The 23,924-nt window shown below is 58.2% G+C and carries 23 protein-coding genes; 13 read left to right on the top strand and 10 right to left on the bottom strand.

Annotation, left to right across the window (positions count from 1 at the left end):
- Positions 1–4 precede the first annotated feature (4 nt).
- Genes ACQK2Q_RS14855 through ACQK2Q_RS14845 form a run of 3 tightly spaced genes read right to left on the bottom strand, consistent with a single transcriptional unit; the run spans position 5 to position 2,615 of the window.
- Positions 5–550 (bottom strand): Smr/MutS family protein, encoded by a 546-nt coding sequence (locus ACQK2Q_RS14855; RefSeq protein WP_425410526.1) that lies wholly within the window; start codon positions 548–550, stop codon positions 5–7.
- Positions 547–1,929 carry a murein transglycosylase A gene (gene mltA / locus ACQK2Q_RS14850; protein ID WP_425410525.1) on the bottom strand — a complete coding sequence of 461 codons (1,383 nt, stop codon included), beginning with the start codon at positions 1,927–1,929 and terminating at the stop codon, positions 547–549. Before mltA ends, ACQK2Q_RS14855 begins: the two co-directional genes overlap by 4 nt.
- A 41-nt stretch (positions 1,930–1,970) precedes the next feature.
- The gene (locus tag ACQK2Q_RS14845; protein ID WP_425410524.1) at positions 1,971–2,615 is read right to left on the bottom strand and encodes a Tim44/TimA family putative adaptor protein; all 645 of its coding nucleotides are present in this window, start codon (positions 2,613–2,615) and stop codon (positions 1,971–1,973) included.
- An 83-nt stretch (positions 2,616–2,698) separates the two neighbouring features.
- On the opposite strand from ACQK2Q_RS14845, the gene ACQK2Q_RS14840 reads away from it, so the two are divergent.
- Positions 2,699–3,094 carry an FxsA family protein gene (locus tag ACQK2Q_RS14840; protein WP_425410523.1) on the top strand — a complete coding sequence of 132 codons (396 nt, stop codon included), beginning with the start codon at positions 2,699–2,701 and terminating at the stop codon, positions 3,092–3,094.
- A 78-nt stretch (positions 3,095–3,172) separates the two neighbouring features.
- On the top strand, positions 3,173–3,685 hold the full coding sequence (secB, locus tag ACQK2Q_RS14835) for a protein-export chaperone SecB (RefSeq protein WP_425410522.1): 513 nt from the start codon (positions 3,173–3,175) through the stop codon (positions 3,683–3,685).
- 22 nt (positions 3,686–3,707) lie between these two features.
- On the opposite strand, the gene dnaQ is transcribed toward secB, so the two are convergent.
- Positions 3,708–4,421, bottom strand: a complete 714-nt coding sequence (gene dnaQ / locus ACQK2Q_RS14830) for a DNA polymerase III subunit epsilon (protein WP_425410521.1) — start codon at positions 4,419–4,421, stop codon at positions 3,708–3,710.
- Between the two features lie 50 nt (positions 4,422–4,471).
- Positions 4,472–7,153, bottom strand: a complete 2,682-nt coding sequence (locus tag ACQK2Q_RS14825; protein ID WP_425410520.1) for an ATP-binding protein — start codon at positions 7,151–7,153, stop codon at positions 4,472–4,474.
- Between the two features lie 191 nt (positions 7,154–7,344).
- On the opposite strand from ACQK2Q_RS14825, the gene ACQK2Q_RS14820 reads away from it, so the two are divergent.
- From ACQK2Q_RS14820 to ACQK2Q_RS14805, 4 genes are read left to right on the top strand one after another with little or no spacing between them, the layout of a single operon-like run.
- A complete protein-coding gene (locus tag ACQK2Q_RS14820; protein ID WP_425410519.1) occupies positions 7,345–8,286 on the top strand; it encodes a patatin-like phospholipase family protein in 942 nt (313 codons plus the stop codon).
- 19 nt (positions 8,287–8,305) lie between these two features.
- Positions 8,306–8,797: a DUF302 domain-containing protein gene (locus ACQK2Q_RS14815; protein WP_425410518.1), complete on the top strand. Its 492-nt coding sequence runs from the start codon at positions 8,306–8,308 to the stop codon at positions 8,795–8,797.
- A 15-nt stretch (positions 8,798–8,812) separates the two neighbouring features.
- On the top strand, positions 8,813–9,511 hold the full coding sequence (locus ACQK2Q_RS14810; protein ID WP_425410517.1) for an SDR family NAD(P)-dependent oxidoreductase: 699 nt from the start codon (positions 8,813–8,815) through the stop codon (positions 9,509–9,511).
- A 23-nt stretch (positions 9,512–9,534) separates the two neighbouring features.
- Positions 9,535–11,052, top strand: a complete 1,518-nt coding sequence (locus ACQK2Q_RS14805; RefSeq protein ID WP_425411172.1) for a cryptochrome/photolyase family protein — start codon at positions 9,535–9,537, stop codon at positions 11,050–11,052.
- A 3-nt stretch (positions 11,053–11,055) separates the two neighbouring features.
- On the opposite strand, the gene arsC is transcribed toward ACQK2Q_RS14805, so the two are convergent.
- From arsC to ACQK2Q_RS14790, 3 genes are all read right to left on the bottom strand, one after another.
- A complete protein-coding gene (gene arsC, locus ACQK2Q_RS14800) occupies positions 11,056–11,403 on the bottom strand; it encodes an arsenate reductase (glutaredoxin) (protein ID WP_425410516.1) in 348 nt (115 codons plus the stop codon).
- Positions 11,404–11,413: 10 nt separating this feature from the next.
- On the bottom strand, positions 11,414–12,103 hold the full coding sequence (locus tag ACQK2Q_RS14795; RefSeq protein ID WP_425410515.1) for a response regulator transcription factor: 690 nt from the start codon (positions 12,101–12,103) through the stop codon (positions 11,414–11,416).
- A 108-nt stretch (positions 12,104–12,211) separates the two neighbouring features.
- Entirely contained in the window at positions 12,212–12,922 is a 711-nt protein-coding gene (locus ACQK2Q_RS14790; protein WP_425410514.1) for a YggS family pyridoxal phosphate-dependent enzyme, read from the bottom strand.
- On the opposite strand from ACQK2Q_RS14790, the gene ACQK2Q_RS14785 reads away from it, so the two are divergent.
- On the top strand, positions 12,905–13,528 hold the full coding sequence (locus ACQK2Q_RS14785; protein ID WP_425410513.1) for a thiamine phosphate synthase: 624 nt from the start codon (positions 12,905–12,907) through the stop codon (positions 13,526–13,528). The genes ACQK2Q_RS14790 and ACQK2Q_RS14785 overlap by 18 nt on opposite strands.
- Here ACQK2Q_RS14785 and ACQK2Q_RS14780 read toward each other — a convergent pair whose 3' ends face one another.
- Positions 13,529–13,882, bottom strand: a complete 354-nt coding sequence (locus tag ACQK2Q_RS14780) for a VOC family protein (RefSeq protein WP_425410512.1) — start codon at positions 13,880–13,882, stop codon at positions 13,529–13,531.
- A 163-nt stretch (positions 13,883–14,045) separates the two neighbouring features.
- Entirely contained in the window at positions 14,046–15,263 is a 1,218-nt protein-coding gene (locus ACQK2Q_RS14775; protein WP_425410511.1) for a porin, read from the bottom strand.
- Positions 15,264–15,725: 462 nt separating this feature from the next.
- On the opposite strand from ACQK2Q_RS14775, the gene ACQK2Q_RS14770 reads away from it, so the two are divergent.
- The 6 genes from ACQK2Q_RS14770 (at position 15,726) to ACQK2Q_RS14745 (ending at position 23,921) form a co-directional block, all read left to right on the top strand.
- The gene (locus ACQK2Q_RS14770) at positions 15,726–16,193 is read left to right on the top strand and encodes a DUF3576 domain-containing protein (RefSeq protein WP_425410510.1); all 468 of its coding nucleotides are present in this window, start codon (positions 15,726–15,728) and stop codon (positions 16,191–16,193) included.
- A gap of 70 nt (positions 16,194–16,263) precedes the next feature.
- Complete coding sequence (gene leuS, locus ACQK2Q_RS14765) at positions 16,264–18,888, top strand: leucine--tRNA ligase (RefSeq protein ID WP_425410509.1); 2,625 nt, start codon at positions 16,264–16,266, stop codon at positions 18,886–18,888.
- A 21-nt stretch (positions 18,889–18,909) separates the two neighbouring features.
- Positions 18,910–19,518 (top strand): LPS assembly lipoprotein LptE, encoded by a 609-nt coding sequence (gene lptE, locus ACQK2Q_RS14760; protein WP_425410508.1) that lies wholly within the window; start codon positions 18,910–18,912, stop codon positions 19,516–19,518.
- A complete protein-coding gene (gene holA / locus ACQK2Q_RS14755; protein ID WP_425410507.1) occupies positions 19,515–20,570 on the top strand; it encodes a DNA polymerase III subunit delta in 1,056 nt (351 codons plus the stop codon). The genes lptE and holA overlap by 4 nt, the downstream gene beginning before the upstream one ends.
- Positions 20,571–20,705: 135 nt before the next feature.
- Positions 20,706–21,215: a hypothetical protein gene (locus tag ACQK2Q_RS14750; protein WP_425410506.1), complete on the top strand. Its 510-nt coding sequence runs from the start codon at positions 20,706–20,708 to the stop codon at positions 21,213–21,215.
- A 93-nt stretch (positions 21,216–21,308) separates the two neighbouring features.
- The gene (locus ACQK2Q_RS14745) at positions 21,309–23,921 is read left to right on the top strand and encodes a DUF3857 domain-containing transglutaminase family protein (protein WP_425410505.1); all 2,613 of its coding nucleotides are present in this window, start codon (positions 21,309–21,311) and stop codon (positions 23,919–23,921) included.
- Positions 23,922–23,924: the final 3 nt, after the last annotated feature.

Here is a 23,924-nt window from a genome sequence, read left to right as displayed (position 1 = left end):
GCAGTCAGCGCTTCAAAAAAACGTAGAACGCCCCGGCGCCGCCATGCCGCTGATGCGCGCTTGCGGCCCGTGACACGAGCCCGCGCACCGCGTCTTCATTGATCCAGTCGGCGAAACGCGCGCGCAAAACGCCGCGCCCGCTCGCCGGTTCGCTCCCGCCGGCGCCTTTCCCAGTGATCACCAGCAGACATTTCGCGCCCCGAGCATGGCCGATCTCGATAAAACGATGCAGCGCTGCGCGCGCCGTTGCCTGCCTGTGGCCATGCAGGTCAAGCACGGCGTCAATTTCCAGCCTGCCGCGGCCGGCGAGCCGGTCGAGACGGGGATCGCCGGATGCGACCCGGTCTATGGTTTTCGTCGGGCGGACCGTTCCGGGCCTTGAGACCGATTTCCGCTTTGGCGTCGTTTGTTTAGTGTCTCGCCCATTACTGTTCGCTTCCGAAACGATCGTTTTGGTGGTTGCATGTTGAGGTTCATACCTGGCGACATCGCGCGTCGCCTTGCGCCAAAGCGCTTCTTCTTCCGCAGACATTTGCCGGCGGCGCGTCATTGCGCGTCTCGCCAGGCCGTGACGGCCGAGCGGGACGGCGCCAGACGTTCCACTAATCGTCTTGGCAACAGCACCGCGATTTCACCCTCTGCGTTCATGGCTCCGGCAATCTCGCCGGCGTCCGGACCCGACCCCCAGAATACGTCGCCGCGGACAGGACCGCGAATAGCGCCGCCGGTGTCTTGTGCAATCATCAGGCGCTGAATGGGATTGGCGCCGGCTTCAACGACCGGCTCGATATTGACCCACACAGGCGCGCCGAGCGTGTGGTAGCGCCGGTCGACCGCCAGCGAACGCTCCGCGGTCAGCGGCGCGCCCTGCGCTCCAAGCGGGCCAAGCTCGGCCGGAACTTCTTCCAGCTCACGGAAAAAAACATACGATGCGTTCGCTTCACGCATCACTCGCGCCCTGTCCGGCGTTGCATTTGCAAGCCACTGGCGGATCGACTGCATCGTAATGTCTTCCAGCGGCATGACGCCATCGCGGACCATGACGCGCCCTATGGCAGTGTAAGCGTGGCCGTTTTGCGCCGCATACCCAACGCGCAAGGCGGCGCCGTCATCGAAAACCAGCCGGCCGGATCCTTGAATCTGTAAAAAGAAAAGATCGTTGGGGTCGAGCCACGCCAGCGGCTCGACTTTGTCTGAAAGAGCGCCCGCGTTAATCCCGGCATGGTCGGCGTAAGGCCGCAGCCGCCCGCGTTCGACCCGTCCGGCAATGCGCTCGCCCTTTAACTCGTCCCGGAATTGCCCGAGATCGACCTCGATCAGATCATCGGGACGCGGGTATAAAGGCGCATTTTGCGTGTCTGTCCGCTCTCGCGATGCGCGATAAACAGGCTCAAAATAGCCGGTAAAGGTCCCCTTTTTCTCTATACGCGGGTTCGCCCGCCGCGCCGGCCCGTCCGGGCGAGGGGCGCGTCTGACGGCGATCTCTATGGGTCGAAAATGAAATTCGAAAAAAGATCTGAGCGCTTCGCGGCGAACCGCCGGATCGCCATAAGCGCTGACCAGTATCGCTCTGGCTTCCGCACAAGGGCGCAGCCAGTCTGCGTTGACGCCGCCGAGCGACACACCGGCATGCGCCGGCCCTAAATTTTCCAGAGGATTTGCAGGCGCCTGCGGATCGCCAGCCTCAAAGACAGCGCATGAACGAACAAATGCGCCCAGCGCCTCGCCTAGATCGTCACGGCGCCATCCTTCAAGGTCATCGAACTCAATCAGCCGGAAATCCAGGGTCGGCTCGCCAAAATCTTCAGGAGAGAATTCACGGTCGTAATAGGGCGGCAAGACACCGCTGAACACCAGCGTCGCAACAAGAGCAGCGAACAATACGGATGCAGCCAGGAAGAATCGCAGCCATATTCCGGACGAAGTCATCACGCAAAACCTGCTGCGGCGGCGTCAAAGCTAATCAGAATTTATGCCGCGCCGCTGGTCGCCACAAGCATCCAGTTCGGATCGCGGCTGGAAAGTTTTTTCGTAAACTTCCACCGGTCTTTGACAAGATCGATACGGTTTGGGTCGCCGTCAATGATTTCGCCCTGGCTATCGCGTGTTACGCGAACCTGATTGGATGCGAATTCTACCAGCGCAGACAGCGCGCCCTGATCGACAGCGCTATCCACAATCGCCGCATGCTCGATGCCGACAAATTTTAAATCCGACGTGTATCCTGCGGATTCACGCGCCACGACCGCATCCTTGAATGCGCCGTATACAGACTCATTCAAATACGGCCTGATAGACTTGATATCGCCAGACGCAAACGCTTCGACGATCATTTCGTAAGCGCTTTTCGCGCCGGCGAGAAATTCCTTTTCATCGAAAGCAGGGTCTGCGTCGCGCAGCACGCGCGCATTGGTGGAAACCGGCTTGGGCGCGGGCGGCGGGTCTGTGTCGCGCGCTTCATCATGCGCCTCGTCAGCGGCGCGAGAGCGCGCCGCGCGCTGCATAGCCTCCAGGTCATTGCTTTGCTCATGACCCGTTCGCGTGCCCATGACTGAAATGAGACGGAAAATAATGAACGCCGTAACGCCCGCGAAAAAGAGAAGTACTGGATCCATAACTCAATTTTGGCTCGAAAAGCTTAATTTTGCTCAAGCACATCCTATATAGGGGCAAACACGATAAAATTCACTAGGATCCCATGTTGTTTGCACTGATTGCACTGTTTATTATCGGCCCGATTGCAGAAATCTACGTGCTTTTGGCCGCAGGCGACGCATTCGGGATCATTCCTGTGATCGCCGCCTGCATTTTTACCGCCTTTCTTGGCGGCTTCATAATCCGATTGCAGGGGCTCGCGGCCCTCAACAGCGCCAGAGGCGATCTTCAAACGGGCCGCTTGCCCATCGATTCCGCTGTTGACGGCGCGCTTTTGATTGTCGCGGCGCCATTTTTGATGACCCCGGGCTTTATAACAGACGCCATCGGGTTTTCGCTGCTTGTGCCGCCGGTGCGGCGCGCGCTCGCACGATACGCGCTGACCCGCATCCGCGCCCGCATTGTCGTGCGGGACTCGCGGCGCGAGCCTTACCCGTAAGCGCGGTGCGGGTTGCGGGGCGCCGGTTGGGCGTGTATGAGCCCTTTTTTTCCTGACCAAGACGGAACGCGATCACACATGTCCGATACGCCAGCCAACCCGAACAATGCCGCCAATCCGCAAGGATTTGATCCGAACAACCCGCCGTCGCTCACAGTGCTCGCGCAATATGTTAAGGATCTGTCATTCGAGAATCCGCGCGCACCGGCGGTCTACCAGTCCAATGAAGCGCCGAAAATCGATGTGAACGTCGATGTTCAGGGCCGCACGCTCAACGCCAACCAGTATGAGATAGAGCTTTCCGTGGCGGGTCGCGCCAATCGCGGCGAGCAAGATGAGCCCATGTTCGTGGTTGAGACAACTTATGCAGGCGTTTTCGAAATCAAGAACGTGCCGCAAGACCAGCTTGAAATGGTCATGATGGTTGAATGTCCGCGGCTTTTGTTCCCTTTCATGCGCCAGATCGTCGCCGACGCAACGCGCAACGGCAATTTCCCGCCGCTGATGCTGGAGCCTATTGATTTTATGGCGATCTACATCGCGAATGCGCAACGCAAAGCGAATGCGCCGGAAGCAGCGCCTGCGTCCTAGACAGCATCCTAGACAAAACGGGTTAGACGGCGCGATTGCGCCACAGGCTGCCCTCGCCAAGTTCGGCGACGAATGCATCGTGAGCGCGTTTTTCCTGCTGTGTTATCAAGGGCGGCAGTTTTTGCGGTCTTTGCCTGGCCGGTTGCCGGCCCTTGACCGCGCCTGATGCGTCCGGGCGGCTGTCTTCGCGCCGGAAATCAAGCCCCGCCTGCGCGCCGCCGGTGAGCTCGATATACACTTCCGCCAGCAATCGCGAGTCGAGCAAAGCGCCGTGACCATCGCGTTCACGCATCGCCGTGTCGATGCCGAACCGGGAGCACAACGCATCGAGACTGGCTGGCGCGCCGGGAAATTTGCGCCGCGCCATATGCAACGTATCCACAATGTTTTCGCGGTCCAGTATGGGCAGGCCGGCCGCCTCAAGCTCTGCGTTTAAAAACGGCAGGTCGAACCCTATGCCATTATGGGCGACGAGCTGCGCGCCGCCGACAAAATCCAGAAAAGCCTGCGCAACGCTGGCATGCGCGAATAACGGTTTGTCGCTCAGGAACGCCGCGGAAAGGCCGTGAACCTGAAACGCGCCATCGGGCACGTCGCGCTCGGGATTGACGTAAGTATGAAAATTACGCCCGGTTACGGCGCCGTTGACGAGTTCTATGCCGCCGATCTCGACGATCCGGTGGCCTTCTGAAAATTTAAATCCAGTTGTCTCGAGGTCGAATACGATTTGCCGCATGCGCCGCCTTTATGCCGATAGTTTCGTGTCCGCCGCGCCGCCCGCGCGTTTTATTCCGCATCGCCTTCGTCAACAGGAAACAACGTTGTTTTCACCGTCTCAGCGATACCCTGAAGCGTGAAAGGCTTTTGTATATAGCCCGCGCCCTTGATGATATCGAGTTGATCGCGAACAGCCGCTTCTGCATAGGCTGACATAAAAATGACCTTCGACTTCAACGCCAGCTCCTCGCGCGCCCTGGCGATCATTGAGGGCCCGTCGAGATCAGGCATCATCACGTCCGATATCACAAGATCGAAATCTTTATCGTCTTCAAGAATTTCAAGCGCGTCTTCGCCGTCTTCGGCTTGTTCAACGTCATATCCGCAATCTGTCAGCGTCGCGACGACAAAGGCGCGGACGGGGTCTTCATCCTCCACGACAAGCACGCGGCCGGCGCCGGTGAGATCCTGCGGCTCACGGGAACGGGCAGGGCGCGATTCCGGGCGTGGTTTTTCCGCATCCGGAGCGTCTGTTTCATATGCGGGGAGATAGATTTCGAAACAGGCGCCCTTGTCCGGTTCGTTTTTTAAGGCGATCACGCCGTCCAGCTGGCGAATAATCCCATAAACGGTGGAAAGCCCCAATCCGGTGCCTTTGCCGCTCGCCTTGGTTGTGAAAAACGGGTCGAAGATCTTGTCTACAAGCGCAGGGGGCACGCCCGGTCCTGTGTCCTCGATTTCCACAAGAACGTAATCCTGATCGAGCAGCCCCTGAATAGGGCGGCTCTTGATTTCCTCCGCATCAAGACACGTTGTGCGAACGATCAGCCTGCCGCCTTTCGGGGCCATGGCGTCGCGTGCGTTCACGGCCAGATTCATAAGCGCCGTTTCGAGCTGATGGCGGTCAACGCGGATCGTTGGCAGGGCGCGCCCGTTGATAAGCTCCAGCTTGACTTTCTCGCCGATCGAGCGCGTCAGGAATGGTGAGAAATCGCGCAAGACTTCTGTAATGGACAGCACTTCGCGTTGCAGCGTCTGTTTGCGCGAGAACGCCAGCAATTGCTTTGTCGTGTTGGCGGCGCGCTGGGCGTTTTCACGAATCTGCACAAGGTCCTGATAGGCCGGATCGCCAGCTGGATGTTTTAGCATCAGCCTTTCGCAATGCCCGATAACAACCTGCAAATAGTTGTTGAAATCATGCGCGACCTTACTCGCCAGCTCGCCTATGCCGCGCAGTTTCTGGTCTTGCGCATACTCTTCCTCCATCTGTTTGCGATCGGTCACATCGACGGAATAAAGCAGCGTTCTGCGTACGCCGTATGAGCCGCGCCGTCGTTTTACGGGCCGCGCATATAACGCAAATGTTCGCGCGCCGACGCCCTGACCGACAGTCGTTTCGACAGGTTTCGGCGCGCCGCCCGCGCGCGTCTTGCGGCGAATTTCATCCGCAAGCTCTTCCAGCGCCGCCGCGCCGGCGCATTTCGCCAGCGGCGTATTTTTCCTTTGCGCCCCAAACGCGTCGATAAAAGCCTTGTTCGCTTCCACAACGCGGCCGTCGCGATTGATCTCTCCCTCGATGATGGCGACGCCAAAGGGCGATTCCGAAATATCGCCCGACAGCGTAACTTCTTCGACCTGATCGGCGGATTCATCGACAGTGACGCTCACGCAGACATAACCTTCGCCGACGCCGCCGCGGCGAAACGCGCAGAAGACCGCCGAAGCCGGGTCCAGATCGATGCGGCGCACCTGCGCTTCTTCAGGCGTACGATCAATCCGCCACATGGCGCTGACGAGATCGCGCGTCTCGCCGAGAATAATGTCATCAATATTGCCGATATCCCCGCGCCGGGCGCCCAGCTTGTCGCGCAGCGCAGCATTGGACCAGGCGACCTGACCGGATTTTTCAAGTGCGAATACGGGCTGCGGCAGGTCCGCATATGCGGCCGCCAGCGCGTCATGTTCTCTTTCTTCTATAGGCAATTCGCGCAATCGCCAGACCACATGATCTTCGGCCGTGCGGATGGGACGCACGCTCACTTCAAAACGCCGGCGCGCGCCGCCGCCGGCGATACCCATGATCTGGTAGATAATTTCTTCGCCTGCCTCGCCGCTTTTCGCCGCCTTGCACAGGCGGAATAATTTTGTGGCTTCCGCGCCTTGCTGTGCGAAAAGCCTGTCAATTCTGGGCGGCAATCCGGCGGGGCCCATGACGCCTGCGTCTTTGGCGAGCGCGAAATACGCCTTGTTGGCGTACGTAACGACGCCGTCGCGGCGCGCCACAAGCCGGGCGTCCGGATCGCCGTCGAGAACGCGTTCCGCCAGTCCCAGCGCGCCCAGGATTTCCGATCCGGCGAGCTCCGCAGCCTCGCCTGACCGTTTCCCCGTCGCACGCTGCAACAGCATGCCGGTGATCAGGACAGGCGAAAACATTTTCATCGCCGCGCCGGTCAGGAAGACAGCGATCAATAACGCCAGGCCGCCCGCCAGAATGACGCCGGCCCCGCCCGCATCGCGCGCGCTCAAGATCACGTAAACAATCGCGGCGATGGCGACGAACACGCCGGCCCACAACAACCAAAAGGATGTCGCATTCAGCAATCCGCCCTCGCGGCGGCGGCGCTTTTCCGCCTTGCCTGCAGCGGCGTCCATCAAGGCCGCGATTTCTTCGCGCGTATGCGGACGCGGCGCGCTCTCGGCGCGCGCAGGCTCTGGTTCGCTATGCGGTTTGATCTGCTCGACGCCAGACACGCAATTACTCCAAGGAAAACGTGATTCGAACCGCGCACTATGCTTGTGTTCGTAGATTGAAGCTACCGCTTGAACATTGCTTATCAGATTGAAATCCTTATCTGCGGCGTTCAAAAATCCTGCTAGATTTCCACAGGTTGATGAACGCAAAGACCGCGCATCTAGCTCAACGCGCCGGGACGGAGACGACTATGGCCAAGAAATCGGGGGCTAAGAAATTGGGGCTGGTGCTGGGTTCCGGCGCCGCGCGCGGCTGGGCCCATATCGGCGTTTTACGGGCGCTGAACGACATGGGCGTGAAGCCTGATGTGATCGCCGGATGCTCGGTCGGCGCGCTGGTGGGCGGCGCGCACCTTATCGGCGCGCTGGAAGAGTTTGAGAGCTGGGCGCGTATGCTGAAACCGCTATCGGCGTTGCAGCGCTTTACGCTCAAGGTCCATCGGGGCGGATTTGTCGATACATCGCCGGCCTTCGAGGCGTTTCGCGGCTATGACAAGAATATTGAAGATTTAGACGCGGCATTTGTCGCGGTCGCCGCGGATCTCGCCACAGGCGAAGAGATCGCTATCACTTCCGGATCGGTCATAGACGCTGCGCGCGCGTCCAGCGCCATTCCTGTTGTATTCCACGCCGTGCGGATGAACGACCGCTGGCTGGTGGACGGCGCGCTCGCCAACCCCGCGCCAGTTTCGCAGGCCCGCCAAATGGGCGCGGACATAGTGATCTCGGTGGACCTTAACGCCGTCCCGCGCGTCCTCGACAGGTTCGATGCGCCGCCCCCCGCCTTGCCGGCGCTGGCGCCGGCCGACACGTCTCAACCTGAAGGCGTAACCGGGGCCGTTGCAAAGCTGATCGACGATACCCGCACCGCCATTGAACGCCAATTCGAGTTCGCCAAGGCCCGCGCCAAGGCGCAACCGCATCTTTTTGAGACCGCCTACGCCGCCGCCGACATTTTTCAGATGCAGCTCGCCAGGGCGCGGGCGAAAATCGACCCGCCGGAGATCTGTATTCAGCCGGATATGCGCGACGCCATGCCGACGGCTTTCGACCGGGCCGACGAATTCATTGAAGAAGGCTATAGCGCATTGATGCGCCGCCGTGCTGAAATTGAAACGCTCTTGAAAGGCTGATCGCGGGAAGGAAACATCGATGAAGACAGTATTTATCGCCAGCGCGGCGCTTGTAACGCTCACGGCCTGTTCTGCGCCGTCAACGCAGGAATCCGGCGCATACGGCGTCAGCGGCGGCGCCGCCATTGAACGCACCACAAGCAACGCCGGCTTTGAAAGCACGCTGGCGCAGATTCAATCGGCTATTGACGCGCGCGGCTTCAGGACATTCGCCGTCATCGATCACGCCGCCGGCGCGGCGTCTGTCGATCAGAGCTTGCGGCCGACAACATTGATTATTTTTGGCAACCCGCAAGGCGGGACGCCCGTCATGCAGGCGGACCAGTCCATGGGGCTGGAACTGCCATTGAAGATTCTCGTTGTTGAAAATGAAGACGGTTCCGTCAGCATTATCCGTCATGATATGACGCAAGTCTTCGAAAATTACGGTATTGAGCAACAAGCGGGCGGCCCGCTTCAGAAAATAAACGGCGCGCTTGATGCGATCGTAGAAGAGGGCGCCGCAGGCTGACTTTGGGAGTATGATTTGGCAAACGGGAGCGAGCCGTTCCGTGCGCTTGTTATCGGCGCATCTGGCGGGCTCGGCGCGGCCATAGCGCTGGAACTGGAGCGCAACAAGAATTGCATTGACCTGCGCCGGCTCAGCCGGCGCGACGATGGTTTGGACCTGTCGCAGGAACACAGCGTGAAACGCGCCGCAGAGATGTTTGCGGCTGACAATATTCAATTCGACATTATTTTTAACGCATCCGGCATCCTGGTGGCCGGCGGCGACGCTCCGGAAAAGGCGTTCCGTGAAATAGACGCCAGTCATTTGCAGCATGCATTCGCCGTGAACTCGATTGGCGCGGCCCTGGCGTTCAAATATTTCATGCCGCTTCTAAAACGGCGCGAACGCACCGTATTCGCAACCCTTTCGGCGCGCATCGGGTCGATTGGCGACAACCGGCTCGGCGGCTGGATGAGCTACCGCGCTTCAAAAGCGGCGCTGAACCAGATTGTTCGCTGCGCCGCCATTGAAGAGGCGCGGCGCAATCAGCGCTCCATTATTGTGGCGCTGCATCCCGGTACGGTTAAGACGCCGCTGACCGAGAAATTCGCGGGCGGGCGATACACCGCCACGCCGCAAGAGGCGGCGGAAAACCTGCTGCGGGTTATCGCCGGATTGCAGCCAAACCAATCAGGCGGTTTTTTTGATTATGCGGGGCGCAGGATCGAATGGTGAGCGGACCGCGACTGATCCTGATCATGGGCGATCAGCTGTCGCTCGACATCTCCAGCCTCAAGGATGCGCGCAAAACCAAAGACGTCATCGTTATGGCGGAACTCTACAATGAGATCACGAGCGTCAGGCATCATAAAAAGAAAATTGTATTTGTGCTTTCCGCCATGCGTCATTTTGCGGAAACGCTCAAGGCCAAAGGATACAAGGTTGATTATATACGCCTTGATGACGGCAACGATTTTCAATCGTTTACAGATTTTCTAAAAGCCTCGATTTCAAAACACAATGTGGAAAGCATTGTCGTTACGAAACCAAGCGAAAGGCGCGTTGTCAACGAAGTAAAAGGGTGGCGAGACGCGCTCTCTTTGCAAGTCGAGGTCCGCGACGATGACCGGTTTGTAGCCTCTATCGAAGAATTCAGAACATGGGCGAAGGGCCGCAAGACGCTGCGCATGGAATATTTTTATCGCGAGATGCGTAAGAAAACCGGCCTCTTGATGGACGGTGATGAGCCGGAGGGCGGCAAATGGAATTACGATAAACAAAACCGCAAGCCTGCAGCGCCTGATCTTTTCATCCCCAAGCCCTTCGGCGCCGCGCCTGATGAAATCACAAAAAATACGATGCGTTTAATTCAGAAGCATTGCGAAGGTCATTTTGGCGACATTGAGCCTTTCCGTTTCGCAGTCACACGCGAAGACGCGCTCAAAGCCCTCGACGATTTCATCGAGAATGCGCTGCCGTTATTTGGCGATTATCAAGATGCAATGCTGCAAGACGAACGGTTTTTATACCACTCTCTCCTCTCGCCCTATATCAATGTCGGGCTTTTGCGTCCCATGGAGGTCTGCCGGCGCGCTGAAAAAGCCTATGCGGACGGCCATGCGCCGCTGAACGCCGTCGAGGGTTTCATCCGCCAGATTATTGGCTGGCGCGAATATATGCGCGGCGTTTATTGGCTGGGCGACGGGGATTATACGGAACAGAATTTTCTCGGCGCTGAAAGGGCGCTGCCCTGGTTCTACTGGTCCGGCGAAACCGATATGAATTGCATTCGCCAGGTTGTGTCGCAAACTCGCGAAGAGGCGTATGCGCATCATATTCAGCGCTTGATGGTGACCGGTACGTTCGCCATGCTGGCCGGCGTCGACCCGCTTGAGGTGCACGAATGGTATCTCATTGTGTATATCGACGCGTTCGAATGGGTTGAGGCGCCAAATGTGATCGGCATGTCGCAATATGCCGACGGCGGCGCACTGGGGTCAAAACCCTATGCGGCGTCCGGCGCGTATATCAATCGCATGTCGGATTACTGTAAACACTGCAAATACGCCGTCACGAAAAAAACAGAAGAAAACGCCTGTCCTTTTAATGCGCTGTATTGGGATTTTTTGGCCCGTAACGAAAAGAAACTGAAAGGCAATCCGCGTTTGGGCCAAATGTATAAAACATGGGAAAAAATGGACGCCAACACCAAGCGCGGCTACCGGAGCCGGGCGAACGCGCTCTTGAAAAAGCTTGATCGGAATGAACGACTTTAGCGCTTATAAAATATCGAGCACATTCTCGGGAGGGCGCCCGATTGCGGCTTTGTCGCCATTTACCACAATCGGACGTTCGATGAGAATTGGGTGCTCCGCCATGGCGTCAATCAGCGCTGTCTCCGCGTCGACATTTGCAAGCTCAAGCTCGATATAGGGCGCCTCTTTTACGCGCATGATATCGCGTGCGCTGGACGCCCCCAGTTTTTGCACAATCGACTTCAGGACCGTCTTGGCTGGCGGGTTTTCGAGATAGAGTACAATCTCGGGCGCGACGCCCTTTTCTTCCAACAACGACAGTGTCTGGCGTGATTTTGAACAACGCGGATTGTGATAAATTGTGACCGTCATTCCCGATTTCCTAAAGTGATAATCTGTACCCGCCGCTTTCGGTCAACAGGATTGACGCGTTTGACGGCTCCGGCTCGATTTTCTGACGCAAGCGGTAGACATGCGTTTCCAGCGTATGCGTCGTCACGCCGGAATTATAACCCCAGACTTCATCGAGCAGCACGTCGCGGGTGACGGGTTTGCCGCCGGCGCGATAAAGAAATTTGAGTATCGAGGTTTCCTTTTCGGTAAGGCGGATTTTTTTGTCCTCCGGCGTCACGAGCATTTTGACCGCCGGGCGAAATTCATAAGGGCCGACTTTGAAAACGGCGTCTTCGCTTTGTTCATGGCTGCGCAAATGGGCGCGCAGCCGCGCCAGCAAGACGCTGAACTTAAACGGTTTGGAGACATAGTCGTTTGCACCGGCGTCGAGCCCCAGAATTGTATCCGCCTCGCTGTCCGCGCCGGTAAGCATGATGATCGGCGACTTGAAACCGTTCTTGCGCATAATGCGGCAGGCTTCGCGTCCGTCCATATCGGGCAGGCCGACATCCAGCAGCATAAGATCAATATGCGCTTCCTCGCGGACGCGGTCGATGGCTGCGGCCGCTGTCTCGACAGGTTCGACGGCGAATTCATCGTGAACGCCAAACTGATCGATCAGCGTATCGCGAAGAAGGGCGTCGTCATCGACGAGGAGAATTTTTTTAACCCTGTTCATCACTGGTCCGCCTGTTCCTGCTCAATATGGCTCAGCGCGGGTCATAGCGCTGAATGACGTGATATTGAAATTCACATCTCACACAACTTTTCGTTAGGCCGCGAAAAATCAGGCTTGCGGCCTTGGCCCGAAGACCCCCGAACCTACCCGAACATGGCTTGCGCCAAGTTGCGCGGCAATAGCGTAGTCGGCGCTCATGCCCATGCTGAGCGCTTGCAACCCGGTTCTGGCGGCGATTTTTTCCAGAAGCGCGAAATGCGGGGCGGGATCGTCATCCGCCGGGGGGATGCACATTAGACCCTCAATGGGCAGTCCCATCCCGTCACGGCATTCGGCAATAAACGCATCCGCTTCGGCCGGGATGACGCCCGCCTTCTGCGCCTCTTCGCCGGTATTGACCTGAATGAGCAGAGCCGGGCGTTTTCCCTGATTTTCCATTTCCTTCGCCAGCGCTCTGGCGAGCTTCGGCCGGTCAAGGCTTTCGATAACGTCAAATAAGGCGACAGCTTCTTTGGCTTTGTTCGTTTGCAAGGGGCCGATGAGCCTTAGCTCGATATCGGGAAATTTGTCCCGTAGCGGCGGCCATTTCGCCATCGCCTCCTGAACCCGGTTTTCACCGAAAACGCGATGCCCGGCGTCAAGCGCCTGGAGAATGCGCGTTTCGTCATGCTGTTTGGATACCGCAGTCAGCGTAACGGCGCCGGAAGGCCGGCCGGCCTCTTTCAGCGCTTTTTCGATCCCGGCCTTGATCGCCGCAAGATTTGCCTGCACGTCAACACCGGACTTTTGAGGATTGGCGTTTTGGACACTGTCCGGCATCTGGGGCTCCGTTCGCGGGCGGCAAGGCTAGCAGCCGCCGCGCATTCGCTCAAACGCCGATCGGGCGCCGCGCCGCCGTTTTGTCTCGCTTTTCTGACGGACCAGGCGCGCGCGCCGCATCCAGAACTCATTGCCCGAAGTCTGCCGGAAAATTCAGCCCTTATTTTCAGAGACTACCGGATGCCCGGACGGGCGCATCTGGCGGCCCGGCTCAAGTCGATCTGCGCAGCGCGCGGAGTCAAACTCCTGATCGGCGCGGATATGGCGCTGGCCGAAAAAATTGGCGCAGACGGCGTGCATTTTCCGCGCTGGCATGCGCCCGGCGCCGATTTTCCGAAACATCTGATCCTGACGGCGGCGTGTCATGACGCAGACGCGCTAACACGCGCCGGCGCCATGGGAGCCGATGCGGCGCTGTTGTCGCCCGCCTTCGCGACGCAAAGCCATCCCGGCGCCATAGCGGCCGGCCCGGCGCGATTGCGCATGCTCGCGGCCGGATCGCCAATACCGGTTCTGGCGCTGGGCGGCGTCAACGCCGGCAACGCCCATCTTCTGGCGGGACCGAATATCGCCGGGATCGCGGCGATCAGCGCGTTTTTGCGATAACTAGGCTGTTTCCGCGATCGTCCAGACGCCAAGCACATTGCCGGCCGGGTCGCGAAAATGAAACCGCCTGCCGCCTGGGAAATCGTGATGGTCGATGATTTCGCCCCCGGCGTCGATGACGCGCTTTTCGCTCGCATCAAGCTCGTCCGCATAAAGAATGACCAGCGCGCCGCCGGATTGCGGCTTCTCACCGCCGCGAAAACCACCCTCAAGTCCCGAGCCAGAAAAGCTGGTATAGGTCTCGCCCCAATCCTGAAACGCCCAGCCAAAAGCGGCCGCGTAAAACGCCTGCACGGTTTTGAGATCTTCCGCAGCGAACTCAATATAATCCACGTGATTGTTCGTACGCGACATCGGCGCCTCCGTCCTGGTGTGACCAGTCTGCGTCAAAGCTTGAACGTAGCCGCATATGGGCAGCCTGGCATCACCCGGTTTTCCCCGGTGTTGAAAGAAAACGGGGCGGCCATAAAGCCGCCCCGGTTCATATCCCCTCTAAGCATCGCAGGCGCTTAGAAACTTAAAATTTGATCGAGCTTTCGATCACGACCGTGGCGGCTTCTTCGGGGCCGCCTGCAGCCACTGGTTTCTTGGCTTCGACATACTGGCCGGCGACGCCGACCGTGATGCCGCGGCCAAGAACATAGGACACGCCTGCTTGAGCAGAGCGCGTATCACGGAAAAGAGTTGGATCAATCGGATTGGATCCGATGGTGTTCGCCTCGGACTGGCCGACGCCAAGCATAAAGGCGACATCGCCGGAATCCTCGCCCGTGCGGAACGTTACGCCGGCGTCGAAAGCCAGATAACCATCGTCCTCGAGCGAGGCGAGACCGGCGTTCGTTGTTTTCACCGAGCCGCCAAGCGTAATGCCGCGATAGGCGAGATTCAGCCCGACAGAATACGCTTCGTAATCGTCAAAAGCGGTCGAGAGCGTTCGCGTATCTTCGCTCGCCGTCACAAAACTTGCACCAACGCCAAGGAACAGCCGGTCCGACCCGACGCCGATGCCTTTTTCGTAATAAAGCGCGGCTTCAACGGCGTCATCCCATTTACTGGTTTCCGTGAGCATCACCCCGTTGGGCGAGATCACGAAACCGGATTCCGGGGCGCATAAAAGATCGCCGCATTCACGCAGCACGGGCGAATAGGAAACGCCAAGCTGCAAGCCGCCGAAAACGCCGCCGAGGAAATTCGCCGGCGGCATATACGTCACCTTGGTCGCGTAACCGGTGAAATCATTGATCGTATGGATATCGTTGAGGCCGGAAAGATCCGTCTGCCAATCATTTATGTTCACCGACGAGAAAATCGTCGGCGCCTTGACGGCGAAGATGCGCGCCGCGCCCTGATCGCGGCCGACAATCACCTGCCCGAAACCGCCCTTCACATAGGCTGACGCGCCCTGAAGATAAACATCGCTTTCCGCCGGCGCGACGCCGCGCGGGCCGCCGAGCAACAGGCTGGAATACCGTCCGCCGGCAAACATCTGGCGCGGCTGATCGCCGTCGAGCCGGGCCATCACGCTGGCGCCGATCTCAATACCATTATCGAGAATGCTTGATCCCGTGACCTTGAGGCGCGCGTTTGCATCGGCCTTCGCATCGCCGTCCGCCAGGCCGGCCGCGGCGCTGGCTTCGCCTTCAACGTCAATTTCGACCGGGTCCGCGCCATAGGCGGCGCCCGCGGTCAAAGCCGCGGCGCTAACGCCAATCAACGCTCTCAAAAGGCCGGTCATCGGTCTTCTATTTCCGTTTTCGTTCCGGCCGTCTTGTCGTAAGGGCGGCCGCGTTGTCATTCATCTCGGTTGCCACGGAAACAGATGATAAAAACCATTCCCACACAACCATTTGCACACCATGCCGAACTTCCCCAAGTCCGGCGTCGTCTCCCAACGCAACGCCCCTTGCGATCACCAGCCCGCCGCCGTTCCGTTAATCCAACCGCTGCCGGCTGGACAGACGCAATTCAAAATCAGAGCCAACCCCATTTTCGCCCTGATGACGCACTACGGTTAACGGCATAAAGTTAAACGCTTTATGACCACGCGATATAATGGCGCCGCCTTCACCATGGTTCAAGCAAAGCGATGCGGCCCCGTTGTGTAATTAGCGGTTTGTGGTAGGAAAGCCACGGCTTTTGCGCCGACAACGCAGCGCCGCTTTCCCGGAATGACCGCCGAATGACAGGATTTCAGTCTATGAAGCCGGAATATATAAATTTAATCAAAGTTTTAGCGCTTGCGACCGGCGCGGCTGGTCTGGCTGCCTGCGGCGGCAACAGCGCCGATCGCGACCGCAACGCCACGCTGGCGGATTATAAATCCGGCCGCGGCGCGCAGGCCACAACCGTGAACCGCTATTTGTGGGCGGCCTCGCTTGAAACGCTTGATTTCTTGCCCGTTTTCTCGGCCGACCCCATCGCCGGGTTGATCATCACCGACTGGTACGTCAATCCGGAAGCGCCGGGCGAACGGTTCAAGACCAATGTCTATATTCTGGACAGCGCCTTGCGGGCCGACGCGCTGAGGGTTTCCGTTTTCCGTCAGGAAAGATCCGAAGCCGGCGACTGGGTCGACGCCAGCGTCAACCCGGCCACGGGCCGCGAGATTGAAAATGCGATCCTTTCGCGCGCGCGCCAGTTGCGCCTAAACGTCATTGACGACTAGCAACGCACGCCGGAATGGTTGAAAAACGGCGCGCACGCGCCGTTTTTTTTGTATCCGAAAGAATTTGAAGATGTCCCGCTACAATCCCAAAATATCCGAACCCAAATGGCAGAAACGCTGGGCGCAGGAAAAATCCTTTGAAACGCGCGCGGACGATGCGCGGCCAAATTATTACGTCCTCGAAATGTTCCCGTACCCATCGGGGCGAATCCATATCGGCCATGTGCGCAACTACGCCATGGGCGATGTCATCGCGCGCTACAAGCGCGCCGCCGGTTTCAATGTGTTGCACCCCATGGGCTGGGACGCATTCGGCATGCCGGCCGAAAACGCCGCCATGCAAACCGGATCGCATCCGGCCAAGTGGACATACGGCAATATCGACATCATGCGCGGGCAGCTGAAAAAAATGGGCCTCGCCATCGACTGGTCGCGCGAGTTCGCCACCTGCGATCCGGAATATTACGTTCACCAGCAGCGCATGTTTCTGGATTTCTGGAAAAAGGGGTTCGCTTACCGCAAGGAAAGCCTCGTCAACTGGGACCCCGTGGACCAGACCGTTCTGGCCAATGAACAGGTAATCGACGGCAAGGGCTGGCGCTCGGGCGCGGCCGTGGAGCGGCGCAAACTTTCGCAGTGGTTTTTCAGGATCACCGATGCGGCCGAAGACCTGCTGGCGGCGCTGGATGACGGGCGCCTTTCCGGCTGGCCGGACAATGTCCGCCTGATGCAGAAAAACTGGATCGGCAAGTCCAAAGGCGCGGCCATAAAGTTTCCTTTCGCCACGGAAATAAAAACGCCTGCGGGTTTTGAGGACGGGATCGAGGTTTTCACGACCCGGCCGGACACGCTTTTTGGCGCAAGCTTCATCGCCATCTCGCCGGATCATCCGCTGGCCGTAAAACTGGCCGAAAAGGATACGGATCTGGCGGCGTTTATCGCCGAATGCGCGAGCGCGGGCACATCCGAAGAGGCAATCGAGAAAGCGGAGAAGAAAGGCTACAAGACCGCGCTGGAAACGGCCCATCCGTTCGATGAGCGAACGCTGCCGGTCTATGTCGCCAACTTCGTATTGATGGGCTACGGCACAGGCGCGATTTTCGGCTGTCCGGCGCATGACCAGCGCGACTTCGATTTTGCTACAAAATACAGCCTGCCGATCCCGCCGGTGGTCTTGCCGGAGGGCGCGGACGCCGCCGGCTTCTCGCTTGACGGCGCGGCCTATACCGGGCCCGGCGTATTGTTCAATTCAGAGTTTCTGAACGGGCTGCCGATTGACGCCGCCATCGCCGCAGCCATCGAAAAGATCGAGGCGATGGGGCTGGGAAAGGGCGTTACGCAATATCGCCTGCGCGACTGGGGCGTTTCGCGCCAGCGCTATTGGGGCTGCCCGATCCCCGCGATTCATTGCGACGCCTGCGGGATCGTGCCCGTGCCTGAAAAAGACCTGCCCGTGAAACTCCCCGAGGAGGCGGACTTTTCCGTCCCCGGAAACCCGCTCGATCGGCGCCCCGAATGGAAACATGTGGACTGCCCGGAATGCGGCGGGAAAGGCCGGCGTGAAACCGACACGTTCGATACATTTGTCGATTCCTCATGGTATTTCGCGCGCTTCGCCTCGCAGCCGGACGATAAACCCGTCGACCGCGAAACCGTCGATCAATGGCTGCCCGTGGACCAGTATATCGGCGGCGTCGAGCACGCGATTTTGCACCTGCTTTATGCGCGCTATTTCTCACGCATGATGAAGGCCTGCGGTTATTCCTCCGTAGACGAACCCTTCGCCAATTTGTTCACGCAAGGCATGGTGGTGCATGCGACGTTCAAAGACGAAGACAACGGAGAATGGCTTTTGCCCGAGGACGTTGTTCTTGAAAAAGGCGCCGCCAAACGCGCCGATAACGGCATGCCGGTGAAAATCGGCCCCATCGAAAAGATGTCGAAATCGAAAAAGAACGTGGTCTCCCCCGAAGCCATCGCCGAAACCTACGGCGCGGACGCGGCGCGCTGGTTCATGCTGTCGGACTCCCCGCCCGAGCGCGACGTGGAGTGGACCGATTCCGGCGTCGAGGGCGCGTGGAAACTGATCAATCGTATCTGGGACGCGGTGGCGCCCGCCAAAGGCGCGCTGAAACCCCATGACCTTGCGAACCCGCCGGCGAACATTGACGAGGCGGGCCTTGGCCTGCGCCGCGCCACCCACGCCGCCATCGCCGGCGTCACGGACGACATTGAGCATTTCCGGTTCAACAAGGCGATTGCGCGCATCTACGAGTTCCTGAACACGCTCAAGAAAACGCCCGCCATGAAAAGAGAAGACGGCGCGCCGGCGAACAGCGTCAAGGCCGAGGCTTTTGCGCAGGCTGAAGCGCTGGCCGCGCTGGCCCGTCTTGTGGCACCGTTTACGCCGCATCTGGCCGAAGAATGCTGGGAGACGCTGGGCGGCGAAGGTCTCATCTGCGATGCGCCCTGGCCGAAGGCCGATCCCGCGCTGCTCGCCAGGGACGAGATTGTCATCGGCGTACAGGTCAACGGCAAACGCCGGGCGGAAATCGCCGTCGCGAGCGACGCGCCCAGTGAAACTGTGGAACAGGCGGCCTTGTCCGACGAGGCGGTTAAGCGCCATACTGACGGCAAGACCATCCGCAAGGTCGTCGTGGTGCCGGGACGGATCGTCAACATCGTCGCCAATTGAGCGGCAGGGGTCGCAACAGCAATGCCAAACAGAATAAAACTGATTTTCGCGGCCGCCGGGGCCTTGCTTCTCACCGGCTGCGGTTTCCGGCCGATTTACGCAACGCCAGAGGGACAGGCGCCGGTCATCCGGCAGGTCCGCGTCGAGAGCGTTGCCGCGCCGGATTCCCTGGCGCCGATCCTGACCGACGCGTTGAACGCGCGCATGACGCCGGGCGAGGGCGTAACGCCGCGCTATTCGCTCTTTGTGGAAGCCAATGAGCGCGCCGAGCGGCTGGCGGTGCAGATCGACGCCACGGTCACGCGCTACAATTACCGGCTGACGGGGCGTTATACGGTTATCGATCAGACGACGGGGCAGCGCTTTCGCTGCAGCGCGCGATCGATCACCTCCTACAACATCGTCAGTTCGCAATACTCGACCCTGTTCGCGGAGAAGAACGCCATCGAAAAAGCCGCCACGCAACTCGCCGAAGAAATCGAGCGCGATCTTCTGTTGCGTTTCTCTGCGCCGCCTGAAGAGCGCGGCAATCTGGACCCGGATGAATTTGAAGCCGAGATTGACGATTCCGTCATACTGGTGGAGCCGCGCCGGGGCGAGGTGATCAAGCCCCGATACGATCAAGAATGACCGCCCTGAAAGGCCGCGCCATCAAGGGTTTTCTCGCCAGGCGCGACCCGGCGATTGCGGCTGTGCTTGTTTATGGTCCCGATAGCGGGCTTGCGCGCGAGCGCGCCATGAAGCTGGCCGGGGACGTCGTTTCCGACCTCAAGGACCCATTTAATTACCTCGAGCTTTCGGACGCCGATTTGAAAGACGAACCGGCGCGCCTCGCCGATGAAATCACGGCCCTGTCTTTTACCGGCGGCGAACGGGTCATCCGGGTGCGGACAAGCGGCGAAGGCGCCGCCAGGGCCGCCGGCGTCCTGATCGACGGCCTCGATTCCGGACATTTGAAACCGAACGGCCTCGTTATCATTGAGGCGGGCGAGTTAACGCCGCGATCCGGCCTCAGAAAAGCGTTTGAAAAAGCCAAATCCGCCGCCGCACTGCCGTGCTACGCCGACGGGCCGGCGGATGTGCGCGCCATGGCGCAAGAGGCGGCGCGCGCCGAAGACCTGCGGTTCGAAGAAGACGCGCTTGATCTCGTGGTTTCCATCCTCGGCGAGGATCACGGTCTTTCGCGCGCGGAAATCGAAAAACTCATTCTTTATAAAGGCCCGAAAGCATTGCGGTCCGGCCCGTCCGGAATTTCGCTGGACGATGTGCGCGCCTCGCTGGTGGACGGGCTCGGCGACGCCATGGACGACACCGCGGGCGCCTGCGCCGACGGCGCGCCGGAACGCCTCGCCGACGCGCTGCACAAGGCCTCCACCGCCGGCGCCAGCCCCATCGGATTGCTGCGCGCCATGCAGCGCAAGTTCGCCCGCCTCAAAACCGCCGGCGATTTGATGGACGCCGGCGACAGCGCAGCCGCCGCCATGAAAAAGCTTCGCCCGCCGGTTTTTTTCGCCGAACAGCGCGCATTTGAAAACCGCCTCTACAAATGGCGCGGCGCCAAAATCGACAACGCCCTGCGCATGCTTGTGGACGCTGAACTTGACGCCAAAACCACCGGCGCGCCGCAACGCGAGATCGTCGAGCGCGCCGCGTTGCGCCTGGCGCTGATGGCCCGGCGGTAGGGGCGTTTCCGGGCTTCCTTCACCCATCATGCGTTTGCAAAATATTTTGCGGCGGCGTCTTTTATTCAGCGCCGCAACGCTGCTATAGGCGTTGCGAAGGGGAGATCACACAAAATTCAAGGTGTGCGATCGAGAATGGCCGAAGCCGCCCAGAAACGAATCCAACCAGACGTCACGCGCGCATTTTCCATTGACGCGCAACGTACGTTTTTCCGCGCCAATGATCAGGTTTACGCCATCGTCGGCGTCAACAGGGATCTGAATCTTGTTTCCGATGTCTGGTTCGACCGGTTCGACACCCAGGACGAATTCCGCGCTGTTATCGACTATATTTGCGACCTGTTCCGCACGGGCGCCTTTCGATACTGGCTCGCGGATTTGCGTTTTCTGCGCTCGAGTTTCGACGCATCCGAAGCGTGGCTCGTGAACGACGTCATGCCCGCCGTGATCGAGGCAGGGCTGGAGCGCGAAGCCGTGGTGCTGCCTGATGCGGCGGTCGATCGGGAAGGCGAAGACGCCTACGCCAGCGGCTCACGCGCGCTTCGTGAAATCGCCGACGGGCGGGTGCGCGGGTTTACGGATGTCGCGTTGGCGCGGCGCTGGCTTCTGGACGGCGCGTTACCGGAAGACTCAAACTTTGGTTGACGTCAATCTGTTATGGTAAACAGCATTGGTTGACTATCGCTGCAGAAAATGAATTCTTGCTGCTTTAAAGTAGCGTACGGCCGGGGGGCCATTTTGTTCAAACTATACATCATTCGCGCATTTATGCGGCAAAGCATTGGTCTTTGTTTCTTGTTCATGGCGCTGCTTTCAACGGCCGCTGGCCAACCGGATCACGCTTCTACAGATATTTCTTTCAATGACGCCCCTGCATGGGTCATTCCGGCCACCGTGCCGGCTCCCCGAGAAAATCGCTTAAATGAGACCCAAGACGGCCTCTATTTTCTCATTGCTGATGTTCAGGTTCGTATAGAGGACGAAAGATACGTATTTTACCGGCGCATCGCTTCTCAAGTTGTCAACAGGACTGGTCTTGAAGACGCCGCCAGACTTCAGTTCAGTTTTGATCCGCTGGATGATGAATTTGCCGTACACCGCGTTCGCATTATTCGCGACGGCGTTACGCTGGATAAGCTTAAGCCGGATGATTTCATAGTCGCTCGTCAGGAAAGCGATATGGCAAGCGGCGTAACGGACGGCGATCTTACCGTATATGCGGAAGTTGAAGATGTCCGTGTCGGAGATATTGTAGATTACGAGGTCAGCTGGACCACGCAGTCAGCGCTTTGGCCGGGTCAGTTTTCCACCGGCGTATCAGCAAGCTGGTCGGTGCCGCTTGAATTTTACCGGAATCGGATCTTGTCGCCTGCGGATAAGCCGCTCACTGTTAAATATCAAAATACAGATTTTACGCCTGAAACATCCAGTAACGATGGATATATCGAATATCTGTGGCTGCTGGAAGATCCCGAGATTGTCGCCAGCCAGGACGCGACGCCGCAAACTTATGAAAATTGGGGAAATGTATCGGTTTCCACATTTCCGGATTGGCGCACAGTCGTTGACAGCCTGGTCAGCGATTACGATGCGAAAACTGTGCTGCCTGAAAATTTTGCGGAAGAACAGCCGTGGATTTCAGACGCTGAAAAAAGCCTGAATGAAAAAATTACGGCGGCGATCCGTTATGTTCAAGATGAGATTCGCTATGTCGCTGATGAAACTGGCGTGGGGTCTCATTTGCCGCGCGCGCCAAAGGACGTTATCGCCCGGGGATGGGGCGACTGCAAAGACAAGAGCGTGTTGCTTGTCGCAATATTACGGGCTTTGAATGTCGACGCCCATGTAGCGCTAACAGATAATGATGCAGGCTACGCGTTGCCGCTCACCGCGCCGTCGCCTTTTGCATTTGATCATGCAATTGCCGTTTATTCCGTAAACGGTCAAAGATATTGGAACGATCCGACAAGTTTCGCGCAGGGAGGCGTTTTTCCGGACATTGCACAACCCCATTACGGGTATGGTCTGGCGCTGCAATTAGGAAACGGCGCGTTGTGGGCGATCACGCCGCCGCAAAAAGACAGTCCGGAAAAATCCGTCAGAGAACATTTTGATTTTTCAAAATTTGAGACCTCCGGCGTCTCATTGACTGTTGTTTCAGATTATACAGGTCAGGAAGCTGACAGCTTTAGGCGGCAATTGGAGTCAAAGTCCCTGCATCAGCTTTCACTGGATTACCTGAACTATTACCAGGGGCAATATCCGGGGATCGTCGCCGCCGAAGACATTTCGGTCGACGACAATCGCGAAGCCAACAAAATTACTATACGGGAGTTCTATTCGTTTGACCGCGAAGCCTATGCCGGTAAAGCGATTGAAGATGCTTTTCCTCTGCGTGCGGATGCTGTGCTTGGCGTTCTCAGCGACATCAATTTCCACGACAGGACAGCCCCGATCGCGCTTCCTTTTCCTGTAAATTATCATCATGAATTCGTCCTGGCCGGCATTAGCGACTTTGAAGGCGAGCCCGAATTCAATTTGGCGTCCGCATATCTTGATTTTCGCCGCAGCGAAGACATCAGCAATGGCGACACAACTCTATCTTACAGTCTGAAGACCTATTCTCCGGAAGCGCCCATAGAGTTTAAAGACGAATACCAACAGGTAATCAGTGACCTGAATGATTTTGGCTATCTTGACTTCACTTATATGGGAAATGCTGACATTTCCAACCTGGACTGGTTTTACATCGGCATCATCGTGTTAATGATTGCCGGGCTGATTTACCTCCCCGTGGCCATCTACATGCAGTTGAAGCGCGACAACCTACTTATGTCGCAATCCGTATTGCATCCTGTATCGTTGACAAAATTTATTATTCTCAGCATCGCCAGCGTCGGACTCTACGCCATATTCTGGATGTGGCGCTGTTGGCGATGGGTCAATGCTCAGGAAGACCGCTCCATTATGCCCTTCTGGCGCGCTTTCTTTTCCATGATCTGGTTTTATCCGCTTTTTGCAGAAATCCGCGGCCAACAGGAGACCAGAAAAGCGCCTGTCATCCTTGGCGCATTATTGACGCTAGGGGTTATTATTTTTTCAATTGGCGGAAACTTGGCGTCCAGAGCATATGAAAACGAAACTGGAATTGGGGCTTTAGCCGCTGGCGTTTCCTCTGGTTTGGCCTTTTTGTTTTTTGTACCGCTCGTATTATGGGTGAATTCGCTTAATCGCGACGCCCCGGCGGTCATTAAAGCAAATTCCAAATGGACGGCTCATACTTTTGGCGCGCTGTTTTGCGGCTTTATCTTCTGGGCGCTCATTTTTATAGGCGCGTTCGCGCCTCAATAACTG

The organism is Hyphococcus sp. (genome assembly GCF_965228385.1).
In the GTDB taxonomy this organism is placed as follows: Bacteria; Pseudomonadota; Alphaproteobacteria; order Caulobacterales; family Parvularculaceae; genus Hyphococcus.
This window is presented reverse-complemented; position numbering and strand designations above follow the sequence as displayed.

What these genes read in the sequence shown, in the direction of transcription:
- ACQK2Q_RS14805 (WP_425411172.1), top strand. Translation starts at nt 9,535, where the DNA reads ATGGGCGATCAGCTGTCGCTCGACATCTCCAGCCTCAAGGATGCGCGC.
- leuS (WP_425410509.1), top strand. Translation starts at nt 16,264, where the DNA reads ATGTCCCGCTACAATCCCAAAATATCCGAACCCAAATGGCAGAAACGC.
- ACQK2Q_RS14795 (WP_425410515.1), bottom strand. Translation starts at nt 12,103, where the DNA reads ATGAACAGGGTTAAAAAAATTCTCCTCGTCGATGACGACGCCCTTCTT.
- ACQK2Q_RS14780 (WP_425410512.1), bottom strand. Translation starts at nt 13,882, where the DNA reads ATGTCGCGTACGAACAATCACGTGGATTATATTGAGTTCGCTGCGGAA.
- ACQK2Q_RS14750 (WP_425410506.1), top strand. Translation starts at nt 20,706, where the DNA reads ATGGCCGAAGCCGCCCAGAAACGAATCCAACCAGACGTCACGCGCGCA.
- ACQK2Q_RS14820 (WP_425410519.1), top strand. Translation starts at nt 7,345, where the DNA reads ATGGCCAAGAAATCGGGGGCTAAGAAATTGGGGCTGGTGCTGGGTTCC.
- arsC (WP_425410516.1), bottom strand. Translation starts at nt 11,403, where the DNA reads ATGACGGTCACAATTTATCACAATCCGCGTTGTTCAAAATCACGCCAG.
- ACQK2Q_RS14815 (WP_425410518.1), top strand. Translation starts at nt 8,306, where the DNA reads ATGAAGACAGTATTTATCGCCAGCGCGGCGCTTGTAACGCTCACGGCC.
- dnaQ (WP_425410521.1), bottom strand. Translation starts at nt 4,421, where the DNA reads ATGCGGCAAATCGTATTCGACCTCGAGACAACTGGATTTAAATTTTCA.
- ACQK2Q_RS14790 (WP_425410514.1), bottom strand. Translation starts at nt 12,922, where the DNA reads ATGCCGGACAGTGTCCAAAACGCCAATCCTCAAAAGTCCGGTGTTGAC.
- ACQK2Q_RS14840 (WP_425410523.1), top strand. Translation starts at nt 2,699, where the DNA reads ATGTTGTTTGCACTGATTGCACTGTTTATTATCGGCCCGATTGCAGAA.
- secB (WP_425410522.1), top strand. Translation starts at nt 3,173, where the DNA reads ATGTCCGATACGCCAGCCAACCCGAACAATGCCGCCAATCCGCAAGGA.
- ACQK2Q_RS14855 (WP_425410526.1), bottom strand. Translation starts at nt 550, where the DNA reads ATGACGCGCCGCCGGCAAATGTCTGCGGAAGAAGAAGCGCTTTGGCGC.
- ACQK2Q_RS14775 (WP_425410511.1), bottom strand. Translation starts at nt 15,263, where the DNA reads ATGACCGGCCTTTTGAGAGCGTTGATTGGCGTTAGCGCCGCGGCTTTG.
- ACQK2Q_RS14845 (WP_425410524.1), bottom strand. Translation starts at nt 2,615, where the DNA reads ATGGATCCAGTACTTCTCTTTTTCGCGGGCGTTACGGCGTTCATTATT.
- holA (WP_425410507.1), top strand. Translation starts at nt 19,515, where the DNA reads ATGACCGCCCTGAAAGGCCGCGCCATCAAGGGTTTTCTCGCCAGGCGC.
- mltA (WP_425410525.1), bottom strand. Translation starts at nt 1,929, where the DNA reads ATGACTTCGTCCGGAATATGGCTGCGATTCTTCCTGGCTGCATCCGTA.
- ACQK2Q_RS14770 (WP_425410510.1), top strand. Translation starts at nt 15,726, where the DNA reads ATGAAGCCGGAATATATAAATTTAATCAAAGTTTTAGCGCTTGCGACC.
- lptE (WP_425410508.1), top strand. Translation starts at nt 18,910, where the DNA reads ATGCCAAACAGAATAAAACTGATTTTCGCGGCCGCCGGGGCCTTGCTT.